At 64.2% G+C, this 17,552-nt stretch carries 16 protein-coding genes; 9 read left to right on the forward strand and 7 right to left on the reverse strand.

What is annotated here, in order from left to right; genetic code table 11:
* The first annotated feature begins 5 nt into the window (after positions 1–5).
* Together ligD and J2R99_RS08385 are read left to right on the forward strand one after the other, a co-directional pair.
* Positions 6–2,675, forward strand: coding sequence for a DNA ligase D (gene ligD / locus J2R99_RS08380; protein ID WP_307153969.1), 2,670 nt, complete (start codon positions 6–8; stop codon positions 2,673–2,675).
* 46 nt (positions 2,676–2,721) lie between these two features.
* Positions 2,722–3,633 (forward strand): glucosamine kinase nucleotide-binding domain-containing protein, encoded by a 912-nt coding sequence (locus J2R99_RS08385; RefSeq protein WP_307153970.1) that lies wholly within the window; start codon positions 2,722–2,724, stop codon positions 3,631–3,633.
* A 43-nt stretch (positions 3,634–3,676) separates the two neighbouring features.
* Here J2R99_RS08385 and J2R99_RS08390 read toward each other — a convergent pair whose 3' ends face one another.
* The 3 genes from J2R99_RS08390 to J2R99_RS08400 are packed head-to-tail and all read right to left on the reverse strand — an operon-like array spanning position 3,677 to position 6,371.
* Positions 3,677–4,543 (reverse strand): SDR family oxidoreductase, encoded by an 867-nt coding sequence (locus J2R99_RS08390; protein ID WP_307153971.1) that lies wholly within the window; start codon positions 4,541–4,543, stop codon positions 3,677–3,679.
* Complete coding sequence (gene queG / locus J2R99_RS08395; protein WP_307154187.1) at positions 4,543–5,667, reverse strand: tRNA epoxyqueuosine(34) reductase QueG; 1,125 nt, start codon at positions 5,665–5,667, stop codon at positions 4,543–4,545. Before queG ends, J2R99_RS08390 begins: the two co-directional genes overlap by 1 nt.
* Before the next feature lie 11 nt (positions 5,668–5,678).
* Complete coding sequence (locus J2R99_RS08400) at positions 5,679–6,371, reverse strand: glutathione S-transferase family protein (RefSeq protein ID WP_307153972.1); 693 nt, start codon at positions 6,369–6,371, stop codon at positions 5,679–5,681.
* 156 nt (positions 6,372–6,527) lie between these two features.
* Here J2R99_RS08400 and J2R99_RS08405 point away from each other — a divergent pair, with 156 nt between their 5' ends.
* Entirely contained in the window at positions 6,528–7,334 is an 807-nt protein-coding gene (locus tag J2R99_RS08405; protein WP_307153973.1) for an undecaprenyl-diphosphate phosphatase, read from the forward strand.
* A gap of 96 nt (positions 7,335–7,430) precedes the next feature.
* On the opposite strand, the gene J2R99_RS08410 is transcribed toward J2R99_RS08405, so the two are convergent.
* From J2R99_RS08410 to cysQ, 4 genes are all read right to left on the reverse strand, one after another.
* Complete coding sequence (locus J2R99_RS08410; RefSeq protein WP_307153974.1) at positions 7,431–8,408, reverse strand: complex I NDUFA9 subunit family protein; 978 nt, start codon at positions 8,406–8,408, stop codon at positions 7,431–7,433.
* 81 nt (positions 8,409–8,489) lie between these two features.
* Entirely contained in the window at positions 8,490–9,362 is an 873-nt protein-coding gene (locus J2R99_RS08415) for a TrmH family RNA methyltransferase (RefSeq protein ID WP_307153975.1), read from the reverse strand.
* Entirely contained in the window at positions 9,359–10,258 is a 900-nt protein-coding gene (locus tag J2R99_RS08420) for a class I SAM-dependent methyltransferase (RefSeq protein ID WP_307153976.1), read from the reverse strand. The genes J2R99_RS08415 and J2R99_RS08420 overlap by 4 nt, the downstream gene beginning before the upstream one ends.
* Positions 10,248–11,084, reverse strand: a complete 837-nt coding sequence (gene cysQ, locus J2R99_RS08425) for a 3'(2'),5'-bisphosphate nucleotidase CysQ (RefSeq protein ID WP_307153977.1) — start codon at positions 11,082–11,084, stop codon at positions 10,248–10,250. Before cysQ ends, J2R99_RS08420 begins: the two co-directional genes overlap by 11 nt.
* Before the next feature lie 140 nt (positions 11,085–11,224).
* On the opposite strand from cysQ, the gene J2R99_RS08430 reads away from it, so the two are divergent.
* The 6 genes from J2R99_RS08430 (at position 11,225) to J2R99_RS08455 (ending at position 17,535) form a co-directional block, all read left to right on the forward strand.
* Entirely contained in the window at positions 11,225–12,010 is a 786-nt protein-coding gene (locus J2R99_RS08430; RefSeq protein ID WP_307153978.1) for an SRPBCC family protein, read from the forward strand.
* A 78-nt stretch (positions 12,011–12,088) separates the two neighbouring features.
* Positions 12,089–12,580: a (2Fe-2S)-binding protein gene (locus J2R99_RS08435; protein WP_307153979.1), complete on the forward strand. Its 492-nt coding sequence runs from the start codon at positions 12,089–12,091 to the stop codon at positions 12,578–12,580.
* Between the two features lie 81 nt (positions 12,581–12,661).
* Positions 12,662–15,034 carry a xanthine dehydrogenase family protein molybdopterin-binding subunit gene (locus tag J2R99_RS08440; protein ID WP_307153980.1) on the forward strand — a complete coding sequence of 791 codons (2,373 nt, stop codon included), beginning with the start codon at positions 12,662–12,664 and terminating at the stop codon, positions 15,032–15,034.
* Between the two features lie 11 nt (positions 15,035–15,045).
* A complete protein-coding gene (locus J2R99_RS08445) occupies positions 15,046–15,864 on the forward strand; it encodes an FAD binding domain-containing protein (RefSeq protein ID WP_307153981.1) in 819 nt (272 codons plus the stop codon).
* 313 nt (positions 15,865–16,177) lie between these two features.
* On the forward strand, positions 16,178–16,441 hold the full coding sequence (gene rpsT, locus J2R99_RS08450) for a 30S ribosomal protein S20 (protein ID WP_092814887.1): 264 nt from the start codon (positions 16,178–16,180) through the stop codon (positions 16,439–16,441).
* Positions 16,442–17,100: 659 nt separating this feature from the next.
* Positions 17,101–17,535, forward strand: a complete 435-nt coding sequence (locus J2R99_RS08455) for a rhodanese-like domain-containing protein (RefSeq protein WP_307153982.1) — start codon at positions 17,101–17,103, stop codon at positions 17,533–17,535.
* Positions 17,536–17,552 lie beyond the last annotated feature (17 nt).

Here is a 17,552-nt window from a genome sequence, read left to right on the forward strand (position 1 = left end):
GCTCGATGGCGACGACCGACCTTCTCAAGACCTATCGTACCAAGCGCGACTTCGCCAAAACGCAGGAGCCGAAGGGCAGGCACGGCAAGAGCAAGGGGGCGAGCTTTGTCGTGCAGAAGCACGACGCCACCCGCCTGCATTACGATTTCCGCCTCGAGCTCGATGGCGTCCTGAAGAGCTGGGCGGTGACCAAGGGTCCGAGCCTCGATCCTGGCGAAAAACGCCTGGCCGTGCATGTCGAGGATCATCCTCTCGATTACGGCGGCTTCGAAGGGACGATCCCCAAGGGTCAGTATGGCGGCGGCACGGTGATGCTGTGGGATCGCGGCACCTGGGAGCCGCTCCATGATCCGCATGAGGGCTTGAAAGAGGGCAAGCTGCATTTCCGTCTCAACGGCGAGCGCATGAAGGGCGGCTGGACGCTCGTCAAAATGCGCGGGCGAGCGAAGGAGAAGCGTGAGAACTGGCTTCTCATCAAGGAGCGCGACGAGACGGCCGACGATGATGATCCGCTTCTGAAAGACCACGAGACCAGTGTTGCGACCGGCCGCAGCATGCAGGCGATCGCGGAGGGCGCGGATTCGCCCGTGTGGGAATCGGAGCCCGAGAAAGGCAGTGAGACTGCCAAGGGCGAAACCGGCTCCAAGGGCAAGGCGGCTGCCAAGAAGAGCGCAGGGACGAAAGGCGCCAAGGCCGCGCTGCCGGCCTTCCGCGCCCCGCAGCTTGCAACCCTCGTCGATGCCGTGCCGTCGGGGGCGGGCTGGGTGCACGAAATGAAATATGACGGCTACCGTCTGATCGTGGCGCTTGGTGAAGGGGGCCCGAAGTTTTTCACCCGCAGCGGCCAGGATTGGACGGCGAAATTTCCGAAGCTTGCCAAGGCCTTCGCGCCGCTCGGCAGGCGGTCGGCGCTCGTGGACGGCGAGCTCGTCGCCTTCGACGACAAGGGGCGAACCGATTTTTCCAGCCTGCAGCGGGCGATCGGCGAGGGGCGCGATCTCGCCTTTTTCGCCTTCGATCTTCTCGAGATCGACGGTGAGGACGTGACCGGCGAAAAACTGAGCGAGCGCAAGACGCGGCTCAAAGAGTTCTTGAAGCCGCTGCCGAAAAATTCCGTCGTGCAGTTTTCCGAACATGTGCGCGGCGAAGGCGAGAAGGTGCTGTCGGCGCTCTGTGCCGGCGGGCATGAGGGCATCGTCTCGAAGAAGGCGGATTCACCCTATCGCTCGCGGCGCACCAAGACCTGGCTCAAGATCAAATGTACCAAGCGGCAGGAATTCGTCATCGGCGGCTGGTCGCCGTCCGAGCGGCGCACCGGCTTTTCGTCTCTTCTTCTCGGCACCTTCAAGGACGGCAAGCTTCGTTACCACGGGCGTGTCGGCACGGGCTTCGATGAGAGCGATCTCGATGCCTTGTCGAAGCGGCTGAAAGCGATCGAGCGCAAGACGCCGCCTTTCGCCGATGCGCCGAAGGCGGTGGCGCGCGGTGCCCATTGGGTGAGGCCGGAACTCGTCGCCGAGATCGCCTTCACCGAATTCACCGGCGACAACATCCTGCGCCACCCTTCTTTTCTGGGGCTGCGGGAGGATAAGGAGGCCAGCAAGGTGAGCCTCGAAAAGCCTGTTGCGGCGACAGACGCCGAAACCTCGTCGACGTCGAAGCAAGAGCCGGGGAAGCAAGAGCCGGGGAAGCAAGAGCCGGGGAAGCAAGGGTCCGGGAAGCGAGGCTCGAGCGGAGCGTCGTCTCCGGGTGCCGCAAGCGCCGCGGGCGACGGCGACGACATGCGCATCGCTGGCGTGCGTCTGACGTCGCCCGATCGTGTCGTCTTTCCAAGCCAGGGTCTGTCGAAGCGCGATCTTGCGGAATATTACGCGGCGATCGGCGACTGGATGCTGCCTTATCTCGCCGAGCGCCCTCTCAGCCTCGTGCGTTGTCCGCAGGGACGCGCCAAGAAGTGTTTTTTCCAGAAGCACGATTCCGGCGGTTTCCCCGACGAGATGAAGCGCGTGGAGATCACCGAGGGCTCCGGCGACACAGAGCAGTATTTCTATGTCGACGATCTCGCGGGCATCGTCGCCGGCGTGCAGATGGGGGTCATGGAATTCCATATCTGGGGTTCGCGCATCGATCAGATCGAGAAGCCGGAGCGCATCGTCTTCGATCTCGATCCCGACGAAGGGCTCGATTTCGGTGATGTGAAGACCGCCTCTTTCGACCTCCGCGACCGGCTCTCCGATCTCGGCTTTCAGAGTTTTCCGATGCTCTCTGGCGGCAAGGGCATACATGTCATCGTGCCTGTGACGCGGCGTGCCGAATGGCCCGAGGTCAAGGCGTTCGCCCGGGGCTTTGCGGTAAAGCTCGCGGAGGAGGCGCCGGACAAATACGTGGCGACGATGTCGAAAGCGAAGCGCAAGGGGCGGATTTTCATCGATTATCTCCGCAACGAGCGCGGCTCGACGGCCATCGCCCCCTTCTCCACACGCTCGCGCGACGGGGCGCCAGTGGCGGCGCCAGTCTCCTGGGATGAGCTCTCATCGGTGAAAGCGGCGAATGCCTACACCGTGGAAAATCTGCCGAAACGGCTCAAGGCGCTTCGTGGCGATCCCTGGGGCGAATATCAATCCGTGCGGCAGTCGATCACCAAGGCGGCTATGAAGGCGGTCAAAGGCGATTGAGCGCCGGCCGTCGCCTCTGCATCGCAGGCACCGGGAACAGGTTTTTATGGAAAGAACGATTCTGGCAGTCGATGCCGGCGGCACGAAATGCCGTGCGCGTCTTGTCGCCCCTGATGGAACGGTCCTGGCGAGCGGCGAGGGGGGCGCCTGCAATCCCTCTACCGACCTCGCAGGGGCGATTGCCGTCCTTGATGCGCTCATCAATGTGCTTTGTCGGCAGACCAATCCGGCGACCGAGCGCAGATCGGTGGTTCTCAGCCTCGGCGTGGCGGGTCTCGTCGATGTCGGCCGCCGCACGTCCTTTCTTGCCGCAGCCGAGGGCTTTGCCGAGATCGTGGCGATGTCGGACGGTTACGCGGCGCTCATCGGGGCTGGCGGCGGGCAACCTGCGCGTCTCGTCATTCTCGGCACAGGTGCGGCCGGTCACCGGCTCTTCGCCGATGGGACCTCGATCCAACGCGACGGCTGGGGCTTTCTCGGAGGAGATCGGGGCTCCGGCGCCTGGCTCGGCCGCCGGGCCGTGGAGGCCGCGTTGAAGAGCTATGACGGGGCGGCGCCTGAGAGCCTCCTGTCGCAGAGGCTCACCGCCCGGCTTGGCGGCAACGAGGCCGCCATTCTGGATTGGCTGTTGCAGGCGAGGCCACGGGATTTCGCTTCGCTCGTGCTGGAGATCGTTGCCGCAGCCGAGGCGGGCGATGGTGCGGCCGACGCGCTTCTGGAAGCTGCGGCCGATGAGGCCGCGGCCCTGGTGCGGTCCCTTGGCGAGAGAGAACGCGGAGAGAGCGGGCGCGGAGAAGGTGAGGGGGAGCCGCTCTATCTCCTGGGCGGGCTTTCGGAGCTTTTGCGCACGCGCATCGAGACACGACTCAATCAGCGTTTCGGCGTGCCGCAAGGCGGCGCACTCGACGGCTGTCTCCTCGTCGCCCGCAGACAGGCGCCGCAGGAGCGGCGCCGGTAGGAAAGACGCGAACCCTCCGCCCGTGTGGGGCCGCCCAGGCCCGTCAGCCGTTTTCGGCGGCGAGAATGGCTTTCAGGCCCTCGCGATAGGTCGGGTAGGCGAGGGCGACGCCGAGCTCGTTCTTGATCTTGTCGTTTTTGACCCGCTTGTTCTCGCCATAGAAGGTGCGCGCCATCGGGCTCATATTGGCGGCCTCGAAACGGACTTCCTCGGGCGGCTCGACGCCCAGGAGCTCGGCGGCATAGGTGATCACGTCCTGCGGTGCGGCCGGCTCATCGTCGGTGCCGTTGAAAATCCCGGACGCGTTCTGCCGGAGAGCGGCGGCTGCGATCTGGCCGATATCCTCGCCGTGGATGCGGTTGAACACCTGTCCGTCCTTGATGATGCGGCGGCTCGTGCCCCGGCGGATCTTTTCGAACGGGCCGCGGCCGGGGCCGTAGATGCCGGAGAGGCGGACGATGGAAACGGGAATGCCCGTCGTCTCTGAGAACGAGAGCCAGGCGTTTTCCGCCTCGACCCGCTGCTTGGAGCGCGTCGAGACCGGCCGGCATTCCGACGTCTCGTCGACCCAGCCGCCATCATGGTCGCCATAGACGCCGACCGTGGAGAGGTAGCAGATCGAATTGGGCCCCGCTTCCGACAGGGCGTCGCCGAAGACGTTGAGCACGGGATCACCCGTTTCGTCGGGTGCGATGGAGACGAGGACATGGGTCGCCTCGGCGAGCGCATCGGAGACGGCACCGTTATGGGGCGCGCCGGCATTTCCGTCGAAGAGGAGAGGCATGGCGCCGAGCGCGGCCATCGCATGCAGGCCTTCGGCGCTGCGCGTCGTGCCCCAGACGCTTTCGGGTTCAAGTGCGTCCATGGTGAAGCGGGCCGAATAACCGAGGCCAAAGCAAAAGAGATCCATCAATCCTCGCCAAGCAAATTCCATTCGCCGCGCACGGCGGCATTGTCTTCTTGCGGCAAAAGTTCTGCCCGTGCCCTCTCTGCCGTTTCGGGGGCGAGCCTGGCGAGTGCCCAGATCGCCGCGCCGCGCACAAGCGGGCTTTCGTCATCGAGCCTTGCCCTAGCTTCCGATGCAAGCTCCGCATCGCCCGAATTGCCGATCGCGATCAAGACATTGGAGACGAATTTCGCCCGTCCAATGCGTTTGATTGGCGAGCCGGAAAAATGCTGCCGGAAGGCGGCATCGTCCAAACGGACCAGGTCTTTCAGAGAAGGCGCCTGAAGATCCTCGCGGGCTTTCAGCTTCGCCTCAGAGGCGGTTTCAGCAAATTTGTTCCACGGGCAGGCGGCGAGGCAGTCGTCGCAGCCATAGATGCGGTTGCCGAGGTCTTTGCGAAATTCGCGCGGGATCAGGCCTTTGTCTTCGATTGTCAGATAGGAGATGCAGCGCCGCGCATCGAGCTGGTAGGGCGCCGGGAAGGCGTTCGTCGGGCAGGCCTCGAGGCAGCGCCGGCATGAGCCGCAATGGTCCGTTTCCGCGGGATCTGCAGGAAGCTCGGCGGCAGTAAAGATCGCGCCCAGAAAAAGCCAGGAGCCGTGTTCGCGCGAGACGAGATTGGTGTGTTTGCCCTGCCAGCCGATGCCGGCGGCCGCGGCCAGAGGCTTTTCCATGACGGGGGCGGTGTCGACAAAAACCTTGATCTCGTCGGGAAGATTGCGCCGGCGCGCTTCGGCGGCGAAACGCGAGCCGATGCGCTTCATCGCCCCCTTGATGAGGTCGTGGTAATCGCGGTTGCGCGCATAGACGGAAATCGTCGCCTTCTGCCGTTCAGCGAGCGTGGCGAGAGGATCGTCCTCGGGGCCGTAATTCATGCCGAGCATGACGACGGATCGGACGTCCGGGAAGATGCGGCGCGGATCGGCGCGCCGGTCCGCCGTTTCCGGCATCCATTCCATGCTGCCGTGACGTCCGGCGTCGATCCAGACGCCAAGGCGCTCGCCGGCGGCGCCCAGCCCCTCCGGCGGCGTCACGCCGACGGTGGCGAAGCCTTCCTCACGGGCAATTTCGGCCAGGAACGCCTTCAGGCGCTCCGCGTCTAGAAGTCGAGATCGGCGTAATGGGCCGGCGGCGTCACGCCGCGCATCTGGTCGTGGAGGAGCGGACGGAAGGACGGTCTCGATTTGATCCTCGCGTACCAATCCTTGACTTCCTCGTATTCCTGCCAGGGCACCTCACCCAGAAAATCGGCCACGGAAAGTGCTGCTGCTGCGGCGAGATCAGCGTAGCTCATGCGGTCGCCGGCAAGCCAGCTCTGTTCCACGATCAGGTGGTCGATATAGCGCAAATGCATGCGGATATTAGCCCGTCCGGCACGCAGAAGCGAGGAATCGGGCGAGGAATCCATGCCGAGCCGAGACATCTCGCGTTTGATGACCCGCTCTTCTGCGAGATAGACCGTCACTTCGGGATCGAACTTTCCAAGAAACCAGTCGAGAAGCCGGCGCACCTCGGCGCGGCCGTCGGCGTTTGCCGGCAGAAGCCGATGCTCGTCGAGGGCAAAACCGCGGGTCTCGTCGAGATATTCAGACGCCGGCCAGGCGCCGACGATCGGCGGGCCGTTGTCTTCCTGCATCACCGGCAGGGTGCCTGCCGGGTTCATCAGAAGGAATTCTTCACGGCGCTCCCAGGGGCGCTCCTCGATCAACTCGCAAGTGAGCTCGCATTCCCCCACCGCCAGACGGATGAAGCGGGAGGGAACGGACAATGGATGGTGGTAAAGCCGGATCATCAGCGGGGCTGGCTATCAAACTGGTGAAAGGAAATGGGAACGCTCATTGCGGCATGGTAGGAGCCGCACGCTCGCGACGATTCGCGGGTGCCCTTGTGCCATGGCGGCGCAATCGGGCGAAGGTTGGGCGATCGCCTATGCGGGAAAGGAAAGAGCTTGGATATCGGGACCATCGTTGAGGCCGCTTTTCTCGGTTTGATCGAAGGGCTGACGGAGTTCATTCCGGTTTCGTCGACAGCGCACATTCTGCTGGCCGGACATTTCCTGCGCTTCGAATCGACGGGCAAGACCTTCGAAGTGCTCATCCAGCTCGGCGCCATCCTGGCCATCCTGTCGGTCTATTTCGGGCGGTTGTGGCGTGTGGCGACACAACTTCCGACGAGCCCCGATGCAAGGCGCTTCGTCATCGCGATCCTCCTCGCTTTCCTGCCGGCCGCAGTCATAGGTGTCATCGCGCACGATTTTATTAAGAATGTCTTATTCGAGACGCCGGTGCTGATATGTATCACCCTGATTGTGGGTGGCATCATTCTCGCCTTCATCGATCGGCTGGACCTGAAGCCGGTCCATCACGACGCCATGCGCTATCCGCCGGGGCTCGCCTTCAAGATCGGCGTGTTCCAGTGCCTGGCGATGATCCCGGGTGTTTCGCGCTCCGGCGCGACCATTGCCGGCGCGCTTCTGATGGGCTGCGACAAGCGTTCGGCGGCGGAATTTTCCTTCTTCCTCGCCATGCCGACGATGGCCGGCGCCTTCGCTTATGATCTCTTCAAGAATCGCGCGCTCTTGTCCGCCGACGATGCGGTGATCATCGGCGTCGGCTTCATCTTCGCCTTCGCGGCGGCCCTCGTCGTGGTGCGCAGCCTGCTCGACTTCGTCTCCCGCCACGGCTTCACGCCGTTCGCCTGGTGGCGCATCGCCGTCGGCACGGCGGGCCTCATCGGGCTCTGGCTCTGGGGCTGAAGATAAGGGCTGCGGCGGGAGCTCTTCCCGCCGCTTCAGGGGGTTCTGTATCTCTTCAACGCGCGGCTTCGTGGCGGGTCGCGCTCCGTTTGCGCCTCAGACGGGGTGCTTCTCGGCAAACTGCCCGTGGTCGCGAAAGCGCACGAGATAGGTCGGCAGGATGAGTTCCAGCGCGGCGGGGTCGATGCCGAGGCCTTCGAGCGTGCGGCCTTCCGCCTTCGCCTCCTCCGAGACGACATTGTCGAGCCGGAGCTGACGCACCTGATCGTAGGTGAGGGGCGGCGAGGGCAATTTGCTCATGATGCGGCCCATCGGCTTGGCGACGCTGAAGGGGATAGACACGATCTTGCGGCGGCGGTTGATCACTTTCAGCATGAGTTCCATGCATTCGCGGAAGGTCAAAACCTCCGGGCCGCCGAGCTCATAGGTCGCGCCAGGCTTCGCCTTGCCTTCGAGGCTTTTGGCGACCGCCTCGGCCACATCGCCGACGAAGACCGGCTGAAAGCGCGAGCTGCCGTCGCCGATGATCGGCAGGATCGGAGACATCGCCGCCATGCCGGCAAAGCGGTTGAAGAACTCGTCTTCCGGTCCGAAGACGATCGACGGACGCATCACGACGGTATCGGGCCGGTGTTCGCGCAGACCCGCTTCGCCCTCTGCCTTGCTGCGGAAATAGGGGATGTCGGAGTTCGCGTCGGCGCCAATGGCGGAGACATGGACGATCTCGTCCACGCCGGCCGCCTTGGCCGCTTCGCCGATGGTGCGCGGACCTTTCGCCTGCACGGCATCGAAGTTCTGGGCCCCGCCCTGGTAGAGGATGCCGACGAGATTGACGGCGGCATCGGCCCCATCAAGCGCGCGTTCTACGGACCAGGGATAGCGCAAATTCGCTTGCATCGGGACGATCTGACCGACCGAGCCGAGAGGCCGCAGGTGGAAGGCGAGATCCGGTCGCCGCACGGCAACGCGGATGCGCCAGCCACGCTGAGCAAGGGCACGCACGACATGACGGCCCAAAAAGCCAGAGCCCCCGAAAACGGTGACAAGGCGGGTCGGTTCGCTCGGTGGTTGCACGTTCAACTCCTGCCAGACGTGGGGCTTCTCAGCCGAGAAGCGCGGGTTGCGGACACATATAGTCTCGGCGGCACGCGGCCATCAACGGCCCGTACTTCGTAAAGGTTGAGCTTTTGCCAAGGTCGCGGCGTTTTGTGGGTGCTTCAGCGCCTCGTAGATCATCAAGCCGGTGGCGACGGCGAGGTTGAGCGAATCCGCTCCCTCGCGCATCGGGATGCGCAAAAGGCCGTCGCAGGCAGTGGCGAGCACGTCGGTCAGACCCTGGCGCTCGTTGCCCATGACGAGAATGAGAGGCGGCGCATAATCCGCTTCTCGGAAATCCTCTGTGGCTGAAAGATGCGTGCCGAGGAGGCGCGCCGAATTCGCCTTCGCCGCGGCGAGGAAGGCTGCCTCGTCGGCGGTTGCCAGCGGCACGTGGAAGAAGGAGCCCATGGAGGCGCGCACTGTCTCCAACGAAAACGGATCGCAGCATTCGCCGATCAGCGCGACGCCGGCGACGCCCGCGGCATCGGCCGTGCGCAAAATGGTGCCGAGATTGCCGGGATCGCGGATGCGGTCGAGCCCGATCCAAAGGCCTTCACGGCCGATATCCTTGCGGGGCGCCAGCTTCTGCTCAAAGACGCCGATGACGGAATGCGGATTGTCGCGGCGGGAGAGTTTTTCCAGCACCGGACGGCTGACGGAAAGAACGCGCCCTCCCGCACCTTTGACGGCGGCGGCGGTATCGGCAACCGCGCCCTCCTGCAGGCTCTCCGCGGAGGCGATGAAATCATGGACGCGAAATCCCGTCTCCAGCGCGTCGCGTACGAGCTTCAGGCCTTCGCCCAGGAAGAGGCCGGTGCGGTCACGCTCCTTCTTCTTGGCCGAAAGGGCCGAGAGCTGCTTGACGATGGGGTTCGACGGGCTGGTGACGCGGTGAAAGCCTGGGCGCCACTCTTCCTCGGCTTCGTTCATTGTGGTTTCTCCGCCCGGCAATATAGGGCCGTGGGCAAGGCCTTTGCGCGGCCTTCGCCAAGGAGCGCCATTTCGCCGGACGTGACCCTGCCGCCGACGATATCGGCCGCAAGCTGGTGCAAGGCGAGATATGAGGCGCGGATGGCATAGGCCGTCAGGATCAGCGTTCCCCCGGGCTTCAGGCATTGGGCGCAGAGCTTCAGCATCTCCGGCAGATCCTCAAACAGATGCCAGGTCTCGCCCTTCGGCCCGCGGCCGTATTTCGGCGGATCGAGCAGGATCATGTCATAGAGATTGCCGCGGCGCACCTCGCGGGCGGCGAACTTGCCGGCATCGTCGATGAGCCAGCGGATCGGCTTGTCATCAAGTCCGGAAAGCGCCTGGTTCTCCCGCGCCCAGGCGATCGCCTTTTTGGAGGCGTCGACATGGGTCACCTGAGCGCCGGCCTGCGCGGCAACGAGCGAGGCGATGCCGGTATAGCCGAAGAGATTGAGGAGTTTCGGCGCCTCGCGTCTCCTGAGCTGCTCTTCGACGAAATCCCAATGCACGGCGTGTTCGGGGAAGACGCCGACATGGCGAAACGAGGTCAGGCGGCAGGTGAAGGCGAGCGCGCCGTGACGGCAGGTCCATTCCGTCTCGCCGGCGTTCTGCCGCCAGCGCCCTGCACCTTCCTCTTCCACGTCGCCGGTGAAGACGGCGTCCGCCCGCTGCCATTGCTTCTCGGCAAGGACGGGCGCCCACATCGCCTGTTCCTCCGGCCGGTCGAGCAGCATCGGCCCGAAGCGTTCGAGCTTGCGGCCGTTGCCGCTGTCCAAAAGCGCGTAATCCTCGTGTCCGCGGCTTGCGAGAACCCGCGGCTGGAAGCTCGTCTCGTTTTGAAAAGGGTCAGTCTGCACGATTGTCGATCAGAGTTTCTGTGAGCGCTGGATCACCGATCGCCAGGAAGAAGGGGTTCTCGAAGGGGCGGGGCCCGCCTTCGTGTTCGCGACCATAGAGAAAGGGCGTGCCGTCGAGGTTGAGAACCTGGCCGCCGGCCGCCTCCAGCACGGCCTGGCCGGCCGCGGTATCCCATTGCATCGTCGGGCCGAGGCGAGGGTAGAAGTCGGCCTCGCCCGCTGCAAGCAGACAGAATTTGAGCGAAGAGCCGATCGAGCGCGTCTCTGCCGCTTCGAAACGATCGAGAAATGCGGCCGTCTCCGGCGACATGTGCGAGCGGCTGGCCACGGCGATCGGCGTTGCCGGGACGGGGCGGATGCCGATCGCCTGCAGGTCGGTGACGATCCCCGACGGACGCTCCACCTCGCCGCGCCAGGCCTCCTGCTTGAGGCCGCAATAGAATTTGCCGAGCACCGGGGCGTAGACCACGCCGGCGACCGCACGTTCGTCCTCGATGAGCGCGATGTTGACGGTGAATTCGCCGCTGCCGCTCAGGAATTCCTTCGTGCCGTCAAGCGGATCGACAAGGAAGAAGCGGTTGCCGCATTCGGGCGGTCCAAACTCCGAACAGGCCTCTTCGGCGACGATCGGGATGTCGGGAAAAGCATGGCGCAGTTTCTCGGTGATGAGCTTTTCGCTCGCCCGGTCCGCCGCGGATACGGGAGATGAATCGGCCTTCTTTTCCACGGCGAGGTCGCCGTCATGGATTTCGAGAATGGCCTCCCCGGCTGCGATGGCGATCGTCATGAGCGTATCGAGCGGCGCGGGCAGTTGGCTGAGTGGCATGAGGTCCCTTGTTGTCTCCGGCCTTGTCGTCTCCGGTCTTGCCATCAAATAGCCTTTGCCGGGGTTTGTTTGCCAGTTGAGTATGAATGGGCCTGTGTGCACAATCGAACGCAATCAACAAGGGGGCGTAGGGAGGCAGTATGAAACTCACCGGTGAATACGTGATCACGGCGCCGCGAGAGAAGGTCTGGGCGCTCCTCAACGATCCGGACGTGCTGCGCGAATGTCTGCCCGGCTGCGAAGAGCTCCATGAGACCGAAACCGGCGGCCTTGCCGCGCGCGTGACGACGAAGATCGGGCCAGTCAAGGCGACCTTCAACGGCACGGTCGAACTGCAGGATGTAAAGCCTCCTGAGAGCTACCGGATCGCCGGCGAAGGCCAGGGCGGGGTTGCGGGCTTTGCCAAGGGAACCGCGGATGTGCGTCTTGCCGAAGAGGGCGAGACGACGATCCTGACCTATGACGCCGATGCGCAAGTCGGCGGCAAGCTCGCCCAGCTCGGCAATCGCCTCGTGGGATCCACCGCCAAAAAGCTCGCCGACCAGTTCTTCTCCTGTCTCGCCGAAAAGGCCGGCGGTCACACCGTCAAGGCAGATGAGGCGGCGCCGGCCGGTGCCGCGGCCGATGAAGCCGCGCTCTCAGAGCCTGCCGGCACGGCTGCGATTCCCGGAGCCACCGTGCCGCCGCTCGCGACCGGTGTGCCGGAAGTCGGCGGCGGGGTAGCGAGTGCCGGCTCCAGCAGCGAGACCGAACGCGAGGGCGAGCATGAATCGGCCTTCTCGCATGCCGCTCATGAACTGGAGCATGCCGCCGAAGAGGCCGAGGAAGCGGTGGAGGAACGCGCCGCTGGCGGGTTCCTTGGCGGCCCCATGGTCTGGGGCTTTATCGCGATCCTGATCCTGATTGTGCTCTGGGCGATCTTTTAGGGTCGCGGCCGCATTCAAGGCCGCGATCTGGATAACGGGCGACACGCCCCCATAACAAAACTCATAGGGAGGGTTTCAATGGTCACTGTGACGATGACGGTGAATGGCCGTCAGGTCTCCAAGGAGGTGGAAGACCGCCGCCTCCTGGTGGACTTTTTGCGCGAAGATCTGGAGCTGACCGGCACGCATGTCGGCTGCGACACCTCGCAATGCGGCGCCTGTGTCGTGCATCTCGACGGCAAGGCGATCAAATCCTGCACCATTCTTGCAGCGCAGGCGGACGGGACGTCCATCACGACGATCGAAGGGCTCGCCAACGGGGCCGAGCTGCATCCCCTGCAGGCCGCCTTCAAGGAGCATCACGGCCTGCAATGCGGCTATTGCACGCCCGGCATGATCATGTCCGGCGTCGACATCATCCGCCGGCACGAGGGCCAGCTCGACGAGGACACGGTGCGCCACGAGCTCGAGGGCAATATCTGCCGCTGCACGGGCTACCACAACATCGTCAAGGCGATCCTTGCGGCTGCGCAGGAGATGCATGGCGAGGTCCGCCAGGCCGCCGAATAGGCGCGTTGATCTTGAATCCGGACCGCCTCGCAAGAGACCCGACAAAGGGTCCGGCAAAAGGGCGCGGCCGAAGGAGGAAACATGGCTCAAGATGGCATTGGCGCGCGGGTGGCGCGCAAGGAAGACAAGCGATTCATCACCGGTAAGGGGCGATACGTCGACGATATGCGCGTCGCCGGCATGAAGCATGTCGCTTTCGTGCGAAGCCCTTACGCCCATGCGAAGGTGGGCGGCATCGATACCGAACAGGCGCGCAACATGCCGGGCGTGCTCGCCGTCCTCACCGGTTCGGAACTCGTGGCCGACGGCATCGGCAATCTCATCTGCGGCTGGATGGTCCATTCCAAGGACGGCACGCCGATGAATATGGGCGCATGGCCGGCGCTTGCGCCGGACGTGGTGCGCTTCGTCGGCCAGGCCGTCGCCATGGTGATCGCCGAAACACGGGGCGAGGCCCGAGATGCGGCCGATGTCGTGGCGGTGGAATGGGAAGAGCTTCCCACCATCACCGACCCAGCGAAGGCGCTCACCGACGGGGCGCCGCAGCTTCATCCCGAGGCGAAGGGCAATCTCATCTACGATTGGGAGATCGGCGACAAGGCCGCGGCCGATAAGGCCCTGTCGGAGGCCGCCCATGTCACGCGCATGGAGATCGTCAACAACCGCCTCGTTCCGAACGCCATGGAGCCGCGGGCCGCACTTGCCCAATACGATGCCGCGGACGACCATTTCACCTTATGGACGACGTCGCAGAACCCGCATGTGGCGCGGCTCGTTCTCTCTGCCTTCTACAATGTGGCGCCGGAGCACAAATTGCGGGTGATCGCGCCCGATGTCGGCGGTGGCTTCGGCTCCAAAATTTTCATCTATCCGGAAGAGGTCGCCTGCCTGTGGGCGGCGCGCAAGACGGGGCTTGCGGTGAAATGGACGGGCGATCGGTCGGAGGCTTTCCTCACCGACGCGCATGGCCGCGACCATGTCACGGTCGCGGAAATGGCGTTCGACGCCAACAACCGCATCACCGCCTTCAAGGTCGACACGATCGCCAATTTCGGCGCTTACATGTCGCTCTTCTCCTCCTCGGTACCGACCTATCTCTACGCCACGCTTTTGTCGGGGCAGTACGATATCCCGACGATCCACTGCAATGTGCGCGGCGTCTACACGAACACCGCGCCGGTCGATGCCTATCGCGGTGCCGGGCGGCCGGAAGCGACTTATGTCGTGGAGCGGATGATGGAGACGGCAGCGCGCGAGCTCGGCGTGGCGCCGCCGGAACTTCGGCGGACGAACTTCATCCGCGAATTCCCGCATCAGACACCGGTGATCATGAATTACGACGCCGGCGATTACGAAGCCTCGCTGAGCGCCGCTCTGTCGGCCTCTGATTATGCCGGTTTCGGTGAGCGCAAGGCGGAGGCGGCGCGGCGCGGCAAGCTCCGCGGCATCGGGCTCTCCTGCTATATCGAGGCCTGCGGCATCGCGCCCTCGCAGGCGGTCGGCTCTCTCGGCGCCGGTGTCGGGCTTTGGGAATCGGCCGAAGTGCGGGTCAATCCGGTCGGCACGATCGAGGTTCTGACCGGCTCGCACAGCCACGGCCAGGGGCATGAGACGACGTTCGCCCAGCTCGTGGCGGAACGCCTCGGCGTGCCGATCGACAATGTCTCGATCGTGCATGGCGACACCGACAAGGTGCAGTTCGGCATGGGCACTTACGGCTCGCGCTCCGGCGCCGTCGGCATGTCGGCGATTTCTAAAGCCATCGACAAGGTCGAGGCGAAGGCGAAGAAACTTGCCGCGCATCTTCTGGAGGCGGCCGAGGGCGATATCGAGATCGCCGATGGCGAGGTGCGGGTCGCCGGTACCGACAAGAAGCTCGGCTGGCATGAGGTCTGCCTTGCCGCCTATACGGCGCACAATCTGCCGGAGGGGATGGAGCCGGGCCTCAAGGAGGGGAGTTTCTACGATCCGGCGAACTTCACCTTCCCGGCCGGCGCCTATGTCTGCGAGGTGGAGGTCGATCCCGATACCGGCCATACCGAGATCATCCAGTTCGTGGCGGCCGATGATTTCGGACGGGTCATCAACCCGATGATCGTTGAGGGCCAGGTGCATGGCGGTATCGCACAGGGTGTCGGGCAGGCGATCCTGGAAGGCTGCGTCTACGACCCCGAGAGCGGTCAGCTGATCACTGCGTCTTACAATGATTACGCCATGCCGCGGGCGCACGATTTGCCGTCCTTCAAGGTGTCGACGACGGAAACGATCTGCCCGTCGAACCCGATCGGCATGAAAGGCTGCGGCGAGGCGGGCGCCATCGGCACGCCGCCAGCGGTGATCAACGCCATCACGGACGCGATCGACAACAACGACCTCGCCATGCCGGCGACACCGGAGAAGGTGTGGCGGGCCCTGCGGGCCGGTGCCACGCCCATGCGGCAGGCGGCAGAATAGGAGCAAAGCCCATGTATTCTCTCACCTATAAGCGTGCAGACAGCGTGGAAGAGGCGCGGCGGCTGTTCCAGGGAGCGTCCGATGCCGCCTATCTCTCCGGCGGCCACACCTTGCTGCCGACGATGAAGCAACGGCTTGCCGCGCATGACGTCCTCATCGATCTCACCCGCATCGGTTCCATGAAGGGGATTTCGGTCGAAGGGGATCGGGTCCGGATCGGGGGCGGCATGACGCATGCGGAGGTTGCGGCCTCAAGCGAGGTGCAGCGGGCCATCCCCTCGCTTGCCGCACTCGCCGGTTCGATCGGGGATGCCCAGGTGCGCCATCGCGGCACGCTCGGCGGCTCGATCGCCAATGACGATCCGGCCGCAGATTACCCCGCGGCCGCACTCGCGCTTGCGGCCACGATCACAACCGACAGCCGCGAGATCGCGGCCGACGATTTCTTTACGGCGCTCTATGAGACGGCGCTGGAGGAAAGCGAGATCGTGACGGCCGTCAGCTTCGCCATTCCGGAGGCGGCGGGTTATGCCAAGTTCCGCAATCCCGCCTCGCGCTATCCGATGGCCGGGGTTTTCGTGGCACGCCATCGCGATGGCTCGGTCCGTGTCGCCGTCACCGGCGCCGGCAATGAGGGCGTTTTCCGCTGGACTGCGGCGGAGACGGCGCTTGCCGGGGATTTCTCCGCCAACGCCCTTGAAGGCCTTAGTGTCGATCCCGAGATGATGATGGGCGACATTCACGGCTCAGCCGAATATCGGGCGAACCTCGTCGCCGTCATGGCGCGGCGGGCCCTCGCAAATCTCGGTTCAGCCGAGGCGATCATCTGAGGCTTCGGCAGGGTGAAACCGTGAGAGGGAGCGGCCGCCGGTGCGGCCGTTTCGCTGTGGCGGCCGAGACGGCGAGGAAAGTCGGGCCTTCGCGCCGGCGATGGGAGTTACAACGGCCGGGCTAGTCTGTGTCGTTGAGGTCGCGTAAAAATGCTTGTTTGCGGCAGGTGGAGCTTGCCGTTGACTGCCGGGCAGGGCGCAACTATAGCATCGGGCGACAACGCGGCCGTTTACGGCCGCGCTTTCTGTTGGGCCGAAGCGACAATTGTCGGCGCCGACAGAGCCCTTCAATTGGCAACGAACGGATCTTGATATGGCCAATACACCTTCGGCCAGGAAGGCTGCTCGGAAGATCGAGCAGCGCACGGCCACCAACAAGGCGCGGCGTTCGCGCCTGCGCACTTTCCTGCGGCAGGTCGAAGAGGCCATTGCCTCGGGCAATTCCCAGGCCGCCCAGAGCGCTCTGCGCGAGGCGCAGCCGGAATTGATGCGCGGCGCTTCCAAGGGCGTCCTGCATAAGAATACCGCGGCGCGGAAGATGTCGCGTTTGGCACAGCGCGTGAAGGCCCTCGGCTGAACGCAACCTGGCGGCGTCTTTGCAACGCCGCCTCGTATGACATGGCAGGGCGGGCTTTGCCCGCTTTCCACACATACCCAAAGAGACGCTGCGGTGCCCTTTTTGCGGCCGGCGTCGAACGCTCCCGGCAGAGTCTGGTTGAGCCACGCTGTCAGAATTATCCATTCATTAACAAAAGTTTATGGGCAAGACGGACGTCGGGACCCGGATTTTTGAACCGGATTGCGAGTCAAGCCCAATTGCGCGGCAACGATTCTGACTCGCTTCAAAAGCCGTTGCCGAAAACGCACATATTGCCCAAGACTCTGCGACTCCAAGGGCTTGTGGCACGACGCTGTGACGGGCTTCCCGAGGGTCATGCGAGAGTCGTTTTTAGTTCGTTCCGTCTGCGGCGGATTCGATGGTTGCCCCCCCCTCAGCTCTGTGGTTTTTAGGTCGCCACGACGGGGCGACCCGATGCCCTCAGCAAAAGGTGAAGCCGAACAGCGCCAGGAATTCTTCCTGGCGTGACGGACGCCTTGCGCCTGGGCGGGTCTGACCCAGCGGTTCGCACCGTCGCGGCGGTCTTCCAAGACCGTCAAAACCAAAAGGCTGGGATCCCCTCTTACGGGTGTTTTTGGCGGCCGGGTCATGACTCGGGCGGACAGGAGGCATTTGTCTTGCGCACACAGGCTTATCAGGACGACGTCGGACCAGAGGAGGCCTGGCAGGCTCTCTCAGAGTCGGATGCTGTGCTGGTCGATGTGCGCACGCGTGCCGAATGGGCCTATGTCGGTCTCCCGGATCTGTCGTCCCTGGGGCGCCAGCTTTTTTTGGCGGAGTGGCAATCCTTTCCCACGCAACAGGTCGATCCGGATTTTGCCGGAAAGCTTGTCGCAGCTCTCGGGGAGGCGGGGGTTGGGCAGGATGTGCCGCTCTATTTCATCTGTCGATCGGGCGTGCGCTCCGCAGCAGCTGCGGCGGCCATGACGGCGGCAGGGTATGGTCCATGTTTCAATGTTTCGGGAGGGTTCGAGGGGGACCGCGACGAGGCTGGACATCGCGGGCAGATCAACGGCTGGAAAGCGGTGGGACTGCCCTGGACACAGTCTTGACTGTCGTTCGGGTGCAT

It is taken from the genome of Rhodopseudomonas julia, assembly GCF_030813515.1.
GTDB classification, from domain to species: domain Bacteria; phylum Pseudomonadota; class Alphaproteobacteria; order Rhizobiales; family Afifellaceae; genus Afifella; species Afifella julia.